Raw genomic sequence first — 16,643 nt, 5'->3', positions numbered from 1 at the left:
CGTGTATGAAATTTCTTGCTGTTCTCCTCTTGTGCCTTATGCCTGCGGTGGCCAATGCGAAATGCGTGGTTCTTCTGCATGGCCTCGCGCGCACAGAGGCCTCGTTTACCGTCATGGAACAGCTTTTTCATGCGCATGGTTACACTGTGGTTCGTCCAGGTTACCCTTCGACAGACCTACCAATACCAGACCTCGCCAACCAGACTTTACCAGCTGCGTTCGCCGCCTGCGGGGAGGATACGGTTAACGTTGTAGCGCATTCGATGGGGGGCATTCTGCTGCGCTATTGGTTGCAGGACAACGACCCCGAGAATCTGGGACGCGTTGTCATGCTCGGACCTCCTAATCAGGGCAGCCAACTGGTAGACGAGCTTGGCGCCTGGGAGGTTTTCGGCTTTCTGAATGGCCCTGCAGGGCTTGCGTTGGGAACCGGACCAGAGGGTATTCCACGCCGCCTGCCGCCCGTGGACTTCGATTTGGGGGTGATTGCAGGCGAGAACTCATTGAACCCATTGTTCTCGTCTCTGATCGATGGTCCAGATGACGGCAAGGTATCGATAGAGACCACAAAGGTTGAGGGTATGGCTGATCACATCGTCTTGCCGGTGACGCATACGTTCATGATGAACAACCCGCGGGTCATGGCGCAGACCCTGCATTTCATCGAATTCGGACAGTTCGATCCACAAATCACCTGGCTTGACGGGGTGATGGATATCATCGACCAGATCTGTCTTGGGGAAGATTGCTCGGAACCGGACTCGGAGCCCACTCAATGAACTCATTGGAACTGACATTGACCGGCGCGAATGTTCTGTTGCCCGGCGAAGGGGTGTCGCGTGCTGAACTGACGATCGCCGAAGGTACCATTCAATCCGATAGGGCAGGGCGGCAGATTGATTTGTCAGGATACCTCATCCTGCCTGGCATCATTGATTTGCATGGCGACGGTTTTGAACGTCACATCGCGCCCCGGCGCGGTGCCATGAAGCAGATGGCAGAGGGCATTTTATCGGTCGAGGCGGAACTGGCCGCGAATGGAATAACCACAGCTGTTCTGGCGCAGTTCCACAGTTGGGAAGGCGGCGTGCGCGGGCCCGAGTTTGCTGGTCAGGTTTTTGACGCCATCGCTGCGGTTCGGGATGATGTTGTAACCCAACTGATCCCTCAACTGCGCTTCGAAACCCATATGCTGGACGACTATGACGGGCTGCCCGAACGTATCGCGGATTGGCAGGTGCCTTATGTGGTTCTGAATGATCATCTACCTCATGACCGGCTGGCTGAGGGGCGAAAACCACCCCGCTTGACGGGGCAGGCACTGAAGGCGGGACGGAATCCCGAAGTGCATTTTGAGATGCTGAAGGCAATGCACAACCGCAGCGCCGAGGTGCCAGCAGCACTGGACAGCCTTTGCACTGTCCTTGCGAACCGAGGAATTCGGCTCGGCAGCCATGATGATACAACGCCGCAGGATCGTGCTGAGTGGCGCGAGCGCGGGGTGATGATCTCGGAATTTCCGGAAACGCTGGAAGCCGCCGAATGTGCCCGGGCGGGCGGAGATCACATCATCCTCGGCTCACCCAATGTTGTGCGGGGCGGCTCACATAAGGGAAATGCCAGCGCGGTGGATCTGATCTCGATGGGTTTGTGTGATGCATTGGCATCGGATTACCACTACCCCAGCCCGCGCCGCGCTGCGCTGATGGTGGTAAAATCTGGCCTGCTGGATATTGCGAGCGCCTGGGCGCTTGTCTCGTCCGGTCCCGCGCGGGTTTTAGGCCTGAAGGATCGCGGAACGTTACAGCCCGGATATCGTGCTGATCTGGTGATACTTGATGCGACAACCCACAAAGTCGCCGCCACACTATCAGGCGGGTGTGTCAGCTATATGTCCGGTAGTATCGCAACACGTTTCTTGAGCTGATCCCGGCTTCATCTGGCTAAAAATACCTCCGCCGGAGGCATCGCGCTTAAGCGCGATTACCTCATCGCGAAATCCGGTTGAAATGCCCCATCTTGCGGCCGGCCTTGACCTCGGCCTTGCCATAGAGATGCAGTGCTACGTCCCGTTCGCGTGAAAGCTCGGGTACGCGGTCCATGTCATGCCCGATCAAATTCTCCATCACGACGTCCGAGTGGCGCTGACCGTCGCCCAAAGGCCAACCGGCCACGGCGCGAATATGTTGTTCAAACTGATCCACGGCGCAGCCGTTCTGGGTCCAGTGACCCGAGTTATGAACGCGCGGCGCGATTTCATTCACGATCAATCCTTGTGGCGTCACAAACAATTCGACACCCATGACGCCGACATAATCCAGCGCGTTGAGAATGTTGGCGGCCAGCAATACCGCATCTGTCCGCTGCGCCGGAGACAGGCGTGCCGGTATTGTGGTCGTGTGCAGGATGCCATCGCGATGGACATTCTCTCCAGGATCGAAACAGGCAACTTGCCCGTCCAGACCGCGTGCTGCGATGACCGAAACCTCGTGGCTGAAGTCCACAAACCCTTCCAGTATGGACGGCGCGCCCGCCATATCGGCCAGTGCCGCCCCGGCATCTTCGGGTGCGCGCAGCCGGGCCTGACCTTTACCGTCATAGCCGAAGCGGCGGGTTTTCAGGATGGCGGGGGTGCCAATGTCATCAATTGCGGCGCGCAAGCTGTCCAAATCGGAGATGTCTGCAAAGGGCGCGGTTTGCAGGCCTAAGCCTTGTAGAAATGTCTTTTCGGTCAAGCGGTCCTGACTGACCCGCAACGCCTCTCGACCCGGGTGAATGGGGCGGTGTGCCTCAAGCAGATCCAGCGCCTGGGTGGGGATGTTTTCAAACTCGTAGGTGATCACGTCCACCGACTCCGCAAAGGCCTTCAATGCGTCGGCGTCATCATAGGCGGCGGTCGTGACCTGATTTGCAACTTGACCGGCCGGAGGATTTGCGCCCGGCTCGAATATGTGGGACTTGAACCCCAACCGTGCAGCCGCGATCGAGAGCATCCTGCCCAGCTGACCGCCCCCCAATATCCCGATTGTCGCACCGGGCGTAAGCATATCTGACATCGTCATGTCTCCAATCTCTTGCCAATCGCACTCAGTGCAGCACGCAAGGCATCATGCGCGCCCTCGGATTGCAAAATATCCGTCATCTGAAGGCTCAGTGTGCCCTCGGTCGCAAGCGCGTCACGCTCGGCTGCCAGTTGGCCCGCATGCTCTTTTTGCATTGATGTCAGAAACCCTGACACAAGCTGCGTAGTGTAGAATTCGGCCCGGTCTTTGTCGCCGGTCTGATCAGCCAACCATTCGGTGCCTGTTGCCATAAGGTCCAGGATACCTGGCACCATGGCGCAGATGGCGAAGTGGGCGTTCAACGCGGCCTCATTGGCAACCTTGACCACAGGATTTTCGGGCTCGAACAAATCTGCCAAGAGGCGATCGTTGCCGTAAGCGGCCAACGGGCAACCTCCTGTCTGAAGGAAACCCAGCGGAATCGTTTGCACAAAATCCGATGCCGGCGCGCACAGGCAGGATAGCTGCTCCTCAGAGACGGCGGCCATCACTGAAACGATTTGCTGATCTGCGCGAAAGCTTAGTGGGGTTAGAACGACTTCGGCCACATGGGGTCGCAGGCAGAGAAACACGATCTCGGACGCATCAATTACGTCTTGGGGAGTGCCAACACTAGCCCCAAGCTCGGCCTGCAGAGCCGAGGAGACTTGGGCATTGCGCTCGGTGACATAAAGATCATGACCTTTTGCAGCCATCAGCCGCGCGATTGGCGCAGCGATGTGGCCTGTGCCGATGAAACCGATACGGCTCATTGCTGAGGCTCTTCCGGGATCGAAGCAGAGAGGGCCTCGCGCCACGCATCCAGCCGTTCCGCAAGCGCGGCATCCTGCAGCGCCAGAATGCCCGCGGCCATCAGGCCCGCATTGGCCCCGCCGGCGGAACCGATAGCCATGGTTGCAACCGGAAAACCTTTGGGCATCTGCACGATGGAATAGAGCGAATCCACACCCGACAACGCGCGGGTCTGCACCGGAACGCCAACTACCGGCACGCGGGTTTTCGAAGCCATCATGCCCGGCAAATGCGCCGCGCCACCCGCGCCCGCGATAATGACCTGCAAGCCGCGCGACACGGCGGTTTTACCATAATCCCAGAGGCGATCCGGCGTGCGGTGGGCCGAGACGATCCGCGCCTCATAAGCGATGCCCAGCTCATCCAGAATATCGGCGGCCTCTTTCATCGTAGGCCAGTCCGATTGGCTGCCCATGATGATCCCTACTTTCACATCGCTCATCCGCTTACGCCCCTGCCATCGGAAAGAGCGCGCACTATAGCCAAATCCGCATATGTGGCAATGCGGTACGCGCGTCTCAGGCGATGATATCGGGGGTCAATCTGTCTTCGATCAGACGGATGATGTCTTTCAGGCGCAGTTTCTGCTTTTTTAGCCGCTTGATCGTCAATTGGTCCGAGGTCCCCTTGGCCTGCAAGGCCTCGATCGCTTCGTCCAAATCACGGTGCTGGCGTCGAAAGACCTCTAATTCCACCCGCAGGACTTCATCGGTTTTCATCGAAAGATCGGTGGGTGCGTTCATGGACGACTCAGTGTTTCAAGTGGTGCTTCTAACACAAGATAGTGTGTCAGGGTTTATCCGGCCAGACCTTGTGGACATCCCTGTATCTTCCCATATTCTATATCACGCGGTTGCCGACATCGGGACCGCAGAATACGTCGCTTTGACAATGAAGGACGAAAATACGTGTCGAAACTTACCTTAGGCTCATACCCGCATCTTTTGGGGTTCGAGCAGTTGGAACGCCTTCTGGAACGGTCTGCAAAGGCCGGAAATGAAGGATACCCGCCCTATAATATCGAGCAGACCTCGGATTTTTCCTATCGCATCACCTTGGCGGTGGCCGGGTTCGCGGAAGAGGACCTGTCGATTACCATCGAGGATCGCCAGTTGGTGATCCGGGGCCGTCAGCGCGACGACAGCGAGGGGCGCATATTCCTGCACCGTGGCATCGCGGCGCGTCAATTCCAGCGCATGTTTGTGCTGGCTGACGGGGTCGAGGTGGGCGAGGCGATCATGGAAAACGGTCTGCTGCATGTGGACCTGACCCGCGCCGTGCCTGAAACCGTGGTTCAGACAATCAACATCAAGAAGGGGTAAGAGCAATGAATACACCGATTGAGATCAACGCCGAAGGCAATCGGATTGTCTATGTAAAGGCCGTTGATGTGGCAGACCTTCCGCAGGATCTGCGAGAGCAGGCAGGCGATCTGGATCAGCTGTATGCTGTCCACGATTCCGATGGGCAGCAATTGGCACTGGTTGCCGACCGCAAGCTGGCCTTTGTACTGGCACGCGAACATGACCTGTCCCCGGTGGCCGTTCACTAGGCCACCAAACATTCCGCCGAATTGACGTGACATTTTCTGCCTCAGCGGTGATCGTGCCGCTGATTGAAACGCAGGAGTGCGCGATGAGCTGGTATGATTTCGATTGGGTGGATGCGTTCAGCGATCAGGCCTTTGGTGGCAACGGCTGCGCAGTTGTGCATGAGGGTGCAGGGCTGTCGGACGCGGTTTGCATGGCATATGTGCGCGAGACTTCTCTGGTTGAATGCACTTTTACCGGGCCATCCGATATCGCTGATATCCGGGTCCGGTACTTCCTGGCCAGCCGGGAAATCCCATTTGCCGGGCACCCGACCATAGCAACCGTTGCAGCGATGCGATCACGGGGGTTGGTTCAGGGTGATGCTCTGACGCTTGAGACCGGAGCAGGGATTGTATCGATCAAACTGAATGGTGATGACATCGAAATGACGCAGGTCGCCCCGCAATTCGGCGATCATGTGCCCGCAGATCTGGTTGCCGCCGCCATCAGCCTGCCGGAAGAGGTGGTAATTTCTCCACCGCAGTTCGTTTCAACCGGTCTGCCCTTTTGCATTACGGTCCTGCGCGATCACGAGGCGCTGCGCGCTGCCAAGCTGGATGTTGCTTTGCTCAGTCATATTACCGAAAAGGCCGGTTTCTCGGGGTCGGACATGGCTGAACCGTTTCTTGTAACACTGAAAGGCGCAACGACTACGGGCGACACATTCTCGCGCCTGATGATGGCGCCCCCCAGCCCGCCCGAGGACCCGTTCACCGGATCGGCCACCGGTGCGATGGCGGCCTATCTCTGGAAACACGGACTGATGGACAAAGAGACATTCATCGCCGAACAGGGCCATGACATGGGCCGCCCCGGTCAGGCGACCGTGACACGCGTTGGACCTTCGGATGCGATGACGGGGATCAAAGTTGCCGGGCGCGGCCATGTCCTGATGCGCGGGCAGGTGAATTTGCCCGACTGAACCAGACCCGCACCTGCGAAAAAGGCCCTCAGAAATCTGAGGGCCTTTGATGTATTTTTTCGTCTTAAGTGATCAGGATGCTGCAATCAGCCCCATGCTTTCCAGCTTAAGCAGAACCTGATGTGCGCAGTTGTCAACCTCGACATTCTCGGTCTCGACGCGCAGCTCTGGGTCTTCAGGGGCGTCGTAAGGGTCGGAAATCCCCGTGAACTCTTTGATCTTGCCCTCACGTGCCAGTTTGTACAGACCCTTGCGGTCTCGGCGCTCGCATTCTTCAATGCTGGTCGCGACATGCACCTCGCAAAATGCACCGAATTGTTCGATCTCTTCACGCACAGCACGACGGGTAGTTGCGTAAGGCGCGATAGGAGCACAGATGGCAATACCGCCGTTCTTGGTTATCTCAGACGCGACATAACCGATGCGGCGGATGTTCAGATCGCGATGTTCCTTCGAAAAGCCCAGTTCCGAAGACAGGTTCTTACGCACGATATCCCCGTCCAGCAGGGTAACCGGACGATCCCCGGTCTCCATCAGCTTGACCATCAAGGCGTTGGCAATGGTGGATTTGCCCGAGCCTGAAAAACCGGTGAAAAACACGGTGAATCCCTGTTGCGAGCGCGGCGGGAAGCGGTTGCGCAGTTCCTGAACAACTTCGGGGAACGAAAACCATTCCGGAATCTCCAGCCCTTCGCGCAGACGGCGGCGCAGTTCAGTGCCCGAGATGTTGAGGATCGTGACGTTGTCCTTGTCCAGAATCTCGTCATTCGGCTCGTATTGCGCGCGTTCCTGCACGTAGACCATATGTTTGAAATCGACCATCTCGACGCCGATCTCGTCCTGATATTTTCGGAACAAGTCTTGCGCATCATAGGGGCCGTAGAAATCCTCACCGGCAGAGTTTTTGCCTGGACCTGCGTGGTCACGACCGACGATGAAATGGGTGCAGCCGTGGTTTGCGCGGATCAAACCGTGCCAGACTGCCTCGCGCGGGCCAGCCATGCGCATCGCAAGGTTCAGCAGCGACATCGACGTAGTCGAGGCCGGATATTTATCCAACACGGCTTCGTAGCAACGCACGCGGGTGAAATGATCCACATCGCCCGGTTTGGTCATGCCAACCACGGGATGGATCAGCAAGTTGGCCTGTGCTTCTTTTGCGGCACGGAAGGTCAATTCCTGATGCGCACGGTGCAAAGGGTTACGGGTCTGGAACGCAACGATCCGGCGCCAGCCCACTTTGCGGAAATAGGCGCGCAGCTCGTTCGGCGTGTCGCGGCGGGCTTTGAAATCGTAATGCACGGGCTGCTGGATGCCAGTGACCGGGCCGCCCAGATAAACTTTGCCCGCTACATTGTGCAGGTAATTCACAGCCGGGTGCGCATCATCATCAGCGCCAAAGACCTTTTCCGCCTCACGCGCCTTGTCTGGTGTCCAGCGGTCGGTCACGGTCATGGTGCCGAGGATCACGCCTTCCTGATCGCGCAGGGCAATATCCTGGCCCAGCTCGATCGATGCGGCAAAATCTTCGTCAACATCCAGGGTGATCGGCATTGGCCACAGCGTCCCGTCGGCGAGGCGCATGTTTTCGACCACGTTGTCATAGTCCGCTTCGCTCAGGAAACCCTTGAGCGGATTGAACCCGCCGTTCATAAGCAGTTCCAGATCGCAAATCTGCCGGGGCTTAAGATCCCAGCTGGTCAGATCAGCGGCTTCTATCTTCAATTTCTGTGCAGACTCGTAGGAAACATACAGTTCAGAGATAGGGGCCAGATTGCTTAACATCGTCATCGGAAAACTCTTATCGCAGTTCTGTTGGCATTTGTTTCAAGGGTGTTTGCAGGGCATGTGCCTCGGCCTGAGGGTGAAGTCCATAGACTTGCAAAAACTAAGGATGAAATGCGTGGTTTTTTCTCGAATTGGAACGGTTTTCTGTTTTTTGTTTCATGTTATTGAAAAAATCCCGCCGCTCAGGCTCAATAGGCGCATTCTCAGGCAATCTGTTCCAGCGGTGAGGTTCGCGACTCAAGGTCGGCTGCGTGCCTTACGGGCAGGGCGGGGACGGGTTCAGAGACACCGCGCAGGCTGAATTCCCGCAGATCGCGGGGATCACATTGTAACCCAGCCGCGTCCAAAACCTTGTCCGATACAAGGAGTTCGACCCCCAACGCTTTGGTTTCAGCCTCCAAACGGCTTGCAACATTTACAGCGTCTCCGATGATGGTGCGTGGCGCGTGTTTCGCCGCTCCGATTTCGCCCAACACAAGATCACCAAGATGTAGACCCATACCAATGCGCACGAGTTGGCTGCCTTCTGCTTGAAGCTGCTGGTTGAAACGCTCCAATGCGTGTCCGATCCCGGCCGCCGCCCTCAGACCGGCACTTGCCGAACTTGCGGCGTTGGCTGTTTCAAACATCGCCAGCAACCCATCGCCCATGTATTTGTCGACAACCCCGCCTTGCGCCGTGATTGCTGGGACAATTGCGTCGAAGAAACGATTCAACAGAAACACGATATCATACGGCAATTGCCCGGTTGTGCGGGCGGTGAACCCGCGCATGTCCAGAAACAGAACCGCCAGTTGCCGTTCTTGCCCTTGGCTCGCATGCGCACGATCACGCGCGCCGTCGGGGCGGAAAACACGAAACACCGTGAGCGGATCGGACGGCCGCATCTGGCAGGCCAGGCGGGTTCCTTCTGGCGCGCTGATCGCTTTCAGACTGCGGGCCTCAACTTCGGTTGGCGGGTGCAACTGATCGGCACCATCTTCAACCACTACGCGACAGGTCGTGCAGCGCCCCTTGCCACCACACAGCGCGGTATGTGGGATGCCATTTGCGCGTGACATCTCCAAAAGGGTCATGCCTTTCTCCGACACAACTTCTGGACCGTTGACATAGCGCACCCGCACCGAATGCCGCCGCCGCCAAAGCTTGCGCCCGAGATAGACCAAGCCTGTTAGTGCAAGCGCGGCCCAGAAAACCCACTGCGTATAGTCTGTGACGGAAAACAAGGACTGAAACTCTTCTTGCGAAGGCCAGTTATAGTAATCGACATACTGTTCTCGCAGATCGGGGTCGGCAAAATCGGCCCAGATTCGCCGCCCCTCGGTCAGAAGGCCTGCGAAGGCGAAGCCCGGTACAAAGACGGCGAGACCGATCAGATATGGAACCATCGCGCGCCACCATGTGGTCAACCGTAACCACATATGTAGCCCTATACATCCGTGGACCCACACCAACAGAAGCAATAGACTTTGAAACCAGATCGCGGTGCTGGGCCACATCAGAATGATGATGTAACCCATTTCATCATTCACCCCGAAAATCTCATGCGCGTATCGGGTCTGAACCAGATGTGAGATAAGCTGCAGCGGGATCAACAATCCAAGAATAACCTGAAGCGCGACGCTGAAAGGCATTCTGAGCGTGCGGCGCTGCGCGAGTGAGACAAGCGCCAGTCCCATGTGCAGCAGCAATGCGCCATATATCACGACGCTGCCGATCTCATTACGGCTGACGGCTTTACGTCCGCCCTGCATCCCGTGCAGCAAATCAGTGTGAAACAGACCAAGGCCGATATTGATGAAATGAAAGAACGCAAAGACAAACAGCACGAGGCCGCTTGCGATTCTGAGCCGGCTCATCCATCCGCCGCGCCAAAGAACGTTTTCCAAAAGCTCACCTGTTCTTCGCGTTACTATGGTTGATCCTGATACGGTGCCGGGTGCCGGTCAAGATAGGCGCGGTCACCTTTCGTGGAACCAGTCGCAGGGGGCGCTTGCGGTTTGTATCATCTGGTGTTCTGCGTTGAACAACACTAGATGGCTCAGTTCAGGACGCGAGCGCGAACTGTATAGCAGCCCATCCGCGCCGTATGTGCGGGCCTTGTCCGAAAATCGCCATGTTGGAGAGGGTATGCCGGTTGCCCGCATGTCTTGCCAGACGATCGAGGCAGAAGGTTGCCCCCGCAAATCCAATACTTGCGCCTTGGATATTTTCAAGCGATGGATCGTCCGTGGAGGGTCGCACTGCGAGACATAGCGCCGAATGGCGATCCCGGCACCTTCAGCGCTAAGCGACGCATAAAGCGCGAATTGGCCAGAATGATGAAACCGTCCTTCGGGGGCACGGGCCGATGAGAGCGGGTCACCCGATTGGGTGCGAAACAGAATTCTCCAGACGAGGCCGGAGAATTCTGTGATCATCTCAGTCGTTCTCCGCCAAGAATCGTTCTGCATCCAGCGCGGCCATGCAGCCCATACCGGCGCTTGTCACAGCCTGACGGTATACGTGGTCGGTCAGGTCTCCGGCAGCAAAAACTCCCGGAACCGAAGTTTGCGTCGTGCCCGGCTTGGTCACGACGTAGCCACCCATGTGGGTTTCCAGCGTATCTTTGACCAGCTCATTTGCCGGGGCGTGGCCGATAGCGACAAATACGCCTTTGCACGGAATCTCTGTGATTTCGCCGGTCTTTACATTCTTGACCTTGACGCCTTCCACACCCAGTGGGGCATCGGTTCCGATCACCTCATCCAGTTCGTGAAACCAAAGCGGCTCGATCTTTTCGTTCTTGAACAGCCGATCCTGAAGGATCTTTTCAGCTCGCAACTCATCGCGGCGGTGGATCAGAGTGACTTTGCTTGCGAAGTTGGTCAGGAACAGCGCTTCTTCTACGGCAGTATTTCCGCCGCCGATCACAACGATTTCCTGACCGCGATAGAAGAAGCCGTCACAGGTGGCACAGGCTGATACGCCAAACCCTTTAAATTTCTCTTCCGAGGGAATGCCTAACCACTTGGCTCGTGCGCCCGTTGCCAGAATCACCGCGTCGGCGGTGTAGACGGTGCCACTGTCGCCTTTGGCTGTGAAGGGACGCTGGCTTAGATCGAGATCGCTGATGATATCGCCGATCACTTCGCATCCCATTGCCTTGGCGTGATCCTGCATCCGAACCATCAGGTCTGGCCCCTGAACCTCGGTGTCACCCGGCCAGTTTTCCACCTCGGTTGTGGTGGTCAGTTGTCCACCGGGTTCGATACCCTGCACCAGGATCGGTTCCAACATGGCCCGGCTTGCATAAACGCCCGCGGTGTATCCTGCAGGTCCCGACCCGATGATCAGAACCTTGGTGTGTCGTGTTTCGGCCATGGTATCCTCACTCAAACTGCCTCGGCGGACATGTTGTCCGGTGCGGATCGATATAGCGACCGCAGGGCAGGGCTTAAAGCCCCTTCATATTGCAGGTCCGTGATGTGCCTAATGATTGGCATTGCGGCCAATTATGTATCTGAAATAACGAAAATTGCGTGGCTGTGAAATATTATTGCGCCTCCCGGGGCTGCTGATATAACAACTGAAAAACTCAGGAGCATTCGATGGTCACGACCCGGTTGGATGAAATCGACCGCAAAATCCTTGCGGAGCTGCAGGCCGATGGCCGTATGACCAATGTTGAGCTTGCCAAGCGCGTGGGAATATCCGCTCCGCCCTGCCTGCGGCGGGTGCGGACGCTGGAAGATTCGGGGTACATCCACGGCTATCATGCCGACGTGAACGCCCGCGAACTGGGGTTCGAAGTGCAGGTCTTTGCCATGGTCGGACTTGAAAGCCAGGCCGAATCCGAACTCAGCGCCTTTGAAGACCGGTGCCGGGAATGGCCACTGGTCCGCGAATGCCACATGCTGAACGGCGAGGTTGATTTCATCCTGAAATGCGTTGCACCGGATCTCAGCAGTTTTCAGCAATTTCTGACAGGCGAGTTGCTGACCACGCCAAACGTGGCCAGCGTCAAAACTTCGCTTGTTATCCGAGGCGCAAAAGACGAGCCAGGCGTACCATTTGACGTGCTGGAAGACCGGATGAACCGGACGGCCTGAACCTACCTTTTGTTTGATCCACAGGACAGGGTGGCAGCATCGCCGCCAGTGCCAGGGTTAAAACCCAACTCAGTAAAATCTGCATAATGCCCCACGCTTGCAGTACAGTAATAGTTAACCAGTTCACGCTGTCATAGCGTCAATTTCACCATCTCCGGCTCTTGGCAAGAGCAACGGACCGAAATCATTCAACGATTCGATATGTGAGAATAGATTCAAATAGATCGAACGCAAAGAGTGACTGATCATTCGGACCGCATTGATGCCCGGATGATAGGTTTCGAACTGCAAGCCATCGACCCGAATCACCGAATGCCGCGCGACGCAGATATGAAACAGCTCAACCGGAGTCGGTGGCAGCGTTTCAATGACGCCCATTCCATCCTGAAACTCACTGACGGGTGTCAGCATGGGCTGCCCGCCGTTCAGATGACGCATATGCGTGGGCGTACCCAGCAGACGTGCGGCGGGGCCTGTGATGACGCCCGACATCGGTTTTTGCATTCCGAACGTGTCGGCCATGATCCGCGTCAGCGGCCGGGTTCGTCCGCGCGTATCCTCGCGTCCGGGAATCAGCGTGACGGACCCTTTCCAAAGCACGGTTTCCGATGATCCGTCCTGAGTGAGTACATCATCACCCGGCAGCAGATCTTCGATGGCCATCTGGCCTTGCGGTGTCTCAACCAACGATCCGCGTGTGAACGCACAGAACGCATCTTCAAACATCGGCAAGGCTGGTGCGATATGGCGCGTCTGTGAAATATCCCCGTTTTTCAACAGACTGCACACTTCATAACGTCGAAGCTGTGCCTTTTGCTTCGTTCCCGGACGAGGCGCTTCGCGCAACAGCGCTGACGTCTCGACCGCGTTTCTGGCAGCGCGGGCCAGAGAATTTGGAATAGTCATGGTATTCCGTCCCCTCTAAATTCCGTCCGACGGCTTGAACCCCCGTGCAACATCGCCGGACGACCTTGTTCTTTGTCTGTAATCAGATGGGTAAACACAGGCTGGTCGCCGCGAATGCACAGCGCCGTAGCAGAATACACCAGTGTTTTGGTCAAGTTCTTGACCCCCCAGACAAACTCGTAAACCGCAGGCTGCAATTGCCTGCACACACACGCTCCGAAACCTGGCCGCAATCTTGACTGCGACCCCACATACCGAACCGGAGCATCATCCGGTATGCGTTTGCCCGTTGAGACCGGCAGCTGGTCCCATGGGGTTGCTGTGTCAGCGTCGTGCCGCCAGACGGCGCGCAACTCTGACAGAGTGACTTGAAACCCGCTTCCAGGGCATTTCCGGTTCTTGATCCCTGACAGCCGCAAAAACGGCGCTGAGAAAGCGTGATTTCGATTTCATATCCATTGTCCTGCTTCGATAGGGCGGATCGCCCCGTTCCCGTTTATGAAGCCAATGTGACGCTGATTTGCGGCGCCTATAAGGCTGATCCGGGATGAATTGAGGACAAATTAAAGGTTTCAGGTACCTCTTTGTTAATTCCGCCCATGCAATGAGGTCCCGAGCCGGGATAACCGTCTGTGCATTGGCGAAAATTTGAGACGATTCTGACTCTGATAAACACAAGAAATGTGGCAGAAACTGGGCAAAGCTGCCTTATTTCGGGCCAGATTTACAGCCGGATCGCGGAAATCAACCTGCCGTAGTCGGCCTCATTGGCATGGGTCGAGCGCCGGTAGGAATAAAACCTGTCAGGGTCGGAATAGGTGCAGTGGCGGACCCACTCGGCCTGGCCGATACCCGCTTCGCGCAGGCGGTGCAGGCCAAAGGCGGGCAGGTCGAATTGCATTCGATCACCTTTGCCATTTGCAAAGAAACGCGCGTTCTCGGGCGTGTCGGCAAGGAAGTCGTCCAGAAACTCGGCGCCGACCTCGTAAGCGCTTTGTGAAATCGTCGGGCCGATTACGGCAACTGTGTTGTCCCGGCTGGCCCCCAGCGCTTCCATTGCGTCCAAAGTTGCCTCCAGCACACCGTCCAACGCCCCGCGCCAGCCGGCATGTGCGGCCCCGATCACATTTGCGTCAGGATCGGAAAACAGCACCGGCTGGCAATCGGCGGTTAAGATCGTAAGCGCCAGACCCGGCGTTGATGTGACCACTGCGTCAGCTTTGGGTTTGTCGCCCGTCATCGGCCCATCGACTGTAATCACGGTCGGAGAATGCACCTGATGCACGCCGATCATCGCCTCGGGGGCTACTTCCATCGCTTCGGCGACGCGCCGACGGTTCAAAGCTACGGCCTCGGTCAAATCTGTCGACCCGGTTCCGCAGTTGAGCCCCTGGAAGATGCCCGAGGATGCGCCACCGCGGCGGCTGAAAAACCCGTGTCGCACAGGGGACAGCATGTCTGAGGTAATGATTTCCAATGTCATGGTTCAAGTCCCGGTGGCGGCGCGGCAGTTGGCGGATAAAGGCCCAGTACTTTGAACAGGTTTCCCATTTCGTCGGGGTGCGTCAACCGTCGATGTGCGGTGACCATCGCCTCAAGCTGTGACCCGCTGAGTGGGGCGGCAAGCGATTGCGCGCGCGCCGTGATCCCGAGCCGTTCAAGAAACACGCCTTGCGGGGTCAGTTTTGTATAGGCGCAACCGGCGGCACGAGCCGTCATCGCCAGGGCCTCAAAATCGACATGCGCGGTTAGATCTGCCTGACCGGGCTGATCCAGGGGATCGACACGTTCATGCGCTTGCAACGCCTGCAATGTGTCGCCAAGCGAGCGCCAGTCACCATAATCGATGATCAGCGCGGCTCCGCCGTTGCGAGCGATCTGCCCGGCAACAGAGTACATAATGGAACTGGCAGCAGCGCACAGTTCTACCAGATTTCCGTCCTGCGTATCCTCGACACGTTCGCTGAGCGCAGCTTGTGCCGATTGCGCACCAAGACCGAACGCAAGCGATGCACCATTTTTGCCAACTAACCTCTCGCGCCAACCTTCGCCTTCGCGCAGGAACTGGCGGATGGGCAGGGCATCAAAGAACTCGTTTGCCACCAGAAACAGAGGAAGATCTTCAAAATCAGAAATTGCCTCGATCCACTGAGGTTCATACCCTTGCAGTGCCTTGGCTTGTACGTCGCGCAAAACAGGTGAAGCTTCGAGCAACACGATCTCGGCCGCTTTGTGAAAGCCAGGCACCCTCTGAGTGGCGCGCAGGATGTCTGCCATCAGGGTGCCACGACCAGGGCCAAGCTCGGCCAGAACAATCCGTTCAGGTTTGCCTTGCTCCAGCCAGGATTGCGCCAAACACAACCCGATAAGCTCCCCGAACATCTGACTGATTTCAGGCGCTGTAATGAAATCGCCTTGAGCGCCCAGCGGATCGCGGGTTGTGTAGTATCCATGTTCCGGATGCATCAGACACTCGGTCATGTAGTCAGCGATGGTCATAGGGCCATCATTCTGGATGCGCAGGAGCAGACGATCCTTCAGGTTCATGATCTGCGTTTTGCCCGAATTGCGAACCAAAGGCCAAGTGCAATCATTGGTAGCGACAAGAGTTGCCCCATCGTCAATCCATAACCGCCAACATGCCACGCCAGCCCTAGCGGATTACCGGGCGATACAAATTGCGCATCGGGTTGACGGAAGAATTCGACAAAAAACCGCGATGCGCCGTAGCCAGCCAGAAATACGCCCATAACCAGACCTGGTTTTCGAAACGCGCCGCGCCGGTAGGCCAGCCATATCAGAATCGCCCCGAGGACCAGACCCTCGAGTGCTGCCTCATACAGTTGCGAAGGGTGGCGAGCGCACATCCCGGCAACAACGCCGGGACAATCTTGGGCCGTGGTTCCGGGAAAGATCACCGCCCATGGCAATTCGCTGGGTCGACCCCAAAGCTCGGCATTGGTGAAATTCGCCAATCGTCCCAGCAACAACCCGGGCGGCACTGTGTAGGCAACCAGATCACCCAGCGAAAGAATCGGTATAGCGTGGCGCCTGCCGAACAGATACGTGGCGATCACCACGCCCAACAGGCCGCCATGGAATGCCATGCCACCCTGCCAAACCATCAGAATTTCCAGTGGATACGCAAAATAATATGCGGGTTGATAGAAAAGGACGAACCCCAATCGACCACCAAGAATTACACCCAGTATGATCCAGGTGACCAAATCCTCAAGCTGATCGGGTTGCATCGGTGGTGTGTCATCAGCCCAAAGCACAGGCCGCCTAAGCGCCATCAGTGCCATGCGCCAAGCACTCAGGATGCCGACGATATAGGCCAGCGCGTACCACCTGAGCGCAAACTCCATCCCGAACAGAGAGATCGAGAAAATTTCGGGTGACAGATCGGGGAAATTCAAAACAGCCTGCATGTGCGTCTCATTGCCCGGGGTTTGCGTGGCAAGTCAACCTTGAGCCCGGGCCAATCTTT

General features: G+C 57.1%; 18 protein-coding genes. 6 read left to right on the top strand and 12 right to left on the bottom strand.

Going from position 1 to position 16,643, the window contains the following annotated elements:
* Positions 1-5 precede the first annotated feature (5 nt).
* Positions 6-779 carry an alpha/beta fold hydrolase gene (locus ACR0AH_RS11380; protein WP_170392407.1) on the top strand — a complete coding sequence of 258 codons (774 nt, stop codon included), beginning with the start codon at positions 6-8 and terminating at the stop codon, positions 777-779.
* A complete protein-coding gene (locus tag ACR0AH_RS11375) occupies positions 776-1,927 on the top strand; it encodes an alpha-D-ribose 1-methylphosphonate 5-triphosphate diphosphatase (protein WP_480592009.1) in 1,152 nt (383 codons plus the stop codon). Before ACR0AH_RS11380 ends, ACR0AH_RS11375 begins: the two co-directional genes overlap by 4 nt.
* A 61-nt stretch (positions 1,928-1,988) precedes the next feature.
* Here the strand turns inward: ACR0AH_RS11375 and ACR0AH_RS11370 are convergent, their stop codons facing one another.
* The 4 genes from ACR0AH_RS11370 to ACR0AH_RS11355 all read right to left on the bottom strand — a co-directional run bounded on the left by ACR0AH_RS11370 (position 1,989) and on the right by ACR0AH_RS11355 (position 4,597).
* The gene (locus ACR0AH_RS11370) at positions 1,989-3,056 is read right to left on the bottom strand and encodes a 5-(carboxyamino)imidazole ribonucleotide synthase (RefSeq protein ID WP_170392403.1); all 1,068 of its coding nucleotides are present in this window, start codon (positions 3,054-3,056) and stop codon (positions 1,989-1,991) included.
* Positions 3,057-3,058: 2 nt separating this feature from the next.
* Positions 3,059-3,814, bottom strand: coding sequence for an NAD(P)-binding domain-containing protein (locus tag ACR0AH_RS11365; RefSeq protein WP_170733000.1), 756 nt, complete (start codon positions 3,812-3,814; stop codon positions 3,059-3,061).
* Complete coding sequence (gene purE / locus ACR0AH_RS11360; protein WP_170420576.1) at positions 3,811-4,296, bottom strand: 5-(carboxyamino)imidazole ribonucleotide mutase; 486 nt, start codon at positions 4,294-4,296, stop codon at positions 3,811-3,813. Before purE ends, ACR0AH_RS11365 begins: the two co-directional genes overlap by 4 nt.
* A 76-nt stretch (positions 4,297-4,372) precedes the next feature.
* Entirely contained in the window at positions 4,373-4,597 is a 225-nt protein-coding gene (locus ACR0AH_RS11355) for a YdcH family protein (RefSeq protein WP_010441787.1), read from the bottom strand.
* 165 nt (positions 4,598-4,762) lie between these two features.
* Between ACR0AH_RS11355 and ACR0AH_RS11350 the strand changes: the two genes are divergently transcribed.
* From ACR0AH_RS11350 to ACR0AH_RS11340, 3 genes are all read left to right on the top strand, one after another.
* Positions 4,763-5,176 carry an Hsp20 family protein gene (locus ACR0AH_RS11350; protein WP_010441788.1) on the top strand — a complete coding sequence of 138 codons (414 nt, stop codon included), beginning with the start codon at positions 4,763-4,765 and terminating at the stop codon, positions 5,174-5,176.
* Between the two features lie 5 nt (positions 5,177-5,181).
* Positions 5,182-5,406 (top strand): DUF1150 family protein, encoded by a 225-nt coding sequence (locus tag ACR0AH_RS11345; protein ID WP_170392397.1) that lies wholly within the window; start codon positions 5,182-5,184, stop codon positions 5,404-5,406.
* A gap of 83 nt (positions 5,407-5,489) precedes the next feature.
* Positions 5,490-6,368: a PhzF family phenazine biosynthesis protein gene (locus ACR0AH_RS11340; protein WP_480592007.1), complete on the top strand. Its 879-nt coding sequence runs from the start codon at positions 5,490-5,492 to the stop codon at positions 6,366-6,368.
* A gap of 72 nt (positions 6,369-6,440) precedes the next feature.
* On the opposite strand, the gene ACR0AH_RS11335 is transcribed toward ACR0AH_RS11340, so the two are convergent.
* The 4 genes from ACR0AH_RS11335 to trxB form a co-directional block, all read right to left on the bottom strand.
* Positions 6,441-8,159: a bifunctional sulfate adenylyltransferase/adenylylsulfate kinase gene (locus tag ACR0AH_RS11335; RefSeq protein ID WP_170392393.1), complete on the bottom strand. Its 1,719-nt coding sequence runs from the start codon at positions 8,157-8,159 to the stop codon at positions 6,441-6,443.
* Between the two features lie 200 nt (positions 8,160-8,359).
* Complete coding sequence (locus ACR0AH_RS11330; protein ID WP_480592005.1) at positions 8,360-10,015, bottom strand: adenylate/guanylate cyclase domain-containing protein; 1,656 nt, start codon at positions 10,013-10,015, stop codon at positions 8,360-8,362.
* 102 nt (positions 10,016-10,117) lie between these two features.
* A complete protein-coding gene (locus tag ACR0AH_RS11325) occupies positions 10,118-10,576 on the bottom strand; it encodes an RES family NAD+ phosphorylase (RefSeq protein ID WP_170512493.1) in 459 nt (152 codons plus the stop codon).
* Between the two features lies 1 nt (position 10,577).
* Entirely contained in the window at positions 10,578-11,519 is a 942-nt protein-coding gene (trxB, locus tag ACR0AH_RS11320; protein WP_170512491.1) for a thioredoxin-disulfide reductase, read from the bottom strand.
* Positions 11,520-11,746: 227 nt separating this feature from the next.
* On the opposite strand from trxB, the gene ACR0AH_RS11315 reads away from it, so the two are divergent.
* Positions 11,747-12,247 (top strand): Lrp/AsnC family transcriptional regulator, encoded by a 501-nt coding sequence (locus tag ACR0AH_RS11315; protein WP_170588683.1) that lies wholly within the window; start codon positions 11,747-11,749, stop codon positions 12,245-12,247.
* A 123-nt stretch (positions 12,248-12,370) separates the two neighbouring features.
* Here ACR0AH_RS11315 and ACR0AH_RS11310 read toward each other — a convergent pair whose 3' ends face one another.
* The 4 genes from ACR0AH_RS11310 to lgt all read right to left on the bottom strand — a co-directional run bounded on the left by ACR0AH_RS11310 (position 12,371) and on the right by lgt (position 16,584).
* Entirely contained in the window at positions 12,371-13,153 is a 783-nt protein-coding gene (locus ACR0AH_RS11310) for a Hint domain-containing protein (RefSeq protein WP_480592003.1), read from the bottom strand.
* Positions 13,154-13,877: 724 nt separating this feature from the next.
* Positions 13,878-14,636, bottom strand: a complete 759-nt coding sequence (gene pgeF / locus ACR0AH_RS11305; protein WP_480592001.1) for a peptidoglycan editing factor PgeF — start codon at positions 14,634-14,636, stop codon at positions 13,878-13,880.
* On the bottom strand, positions 14,633-15,700 hold the full coding sequence (locus ACR0AH_RS11300; RefSeq protein WP_480591999.1) for a class I SAM-dependent methyltransferase: 1,068 nt from the start codon (positions 15,698-15,700) through the stop codon (positions 14,633-14,635). Before ACR0AH_RS11300 ends, pgeF begins: the two co-directional genes overlap by 4 nt.
* Positions 15,697-16,584, bottom strand: a complete 888-nt coding sequence (gene lgt / locus ACR0AH_RS11295; RefSeq protein WP_480591998.1) for a prolipoprotein diacylglyceryl transferase — start codon at positions 16,582-16,584, stop codon at positions 15,697-15,699. The genes ACR0AH_RS11300 and lgt overlap by 4 nt, the downstream gene beginning before the upstream one ends.
* Positions 16,585-16,643 lie beyond the last annotated feature (59 nt).

The organism is Ruegeria sp. AM5, assembly GCF_056540645.1.
The sequence above is the reverse complement of the archived record's forward strand: the minus strand, read 5'-3'. Positions and strand labels throughout refer to the sequence as shown.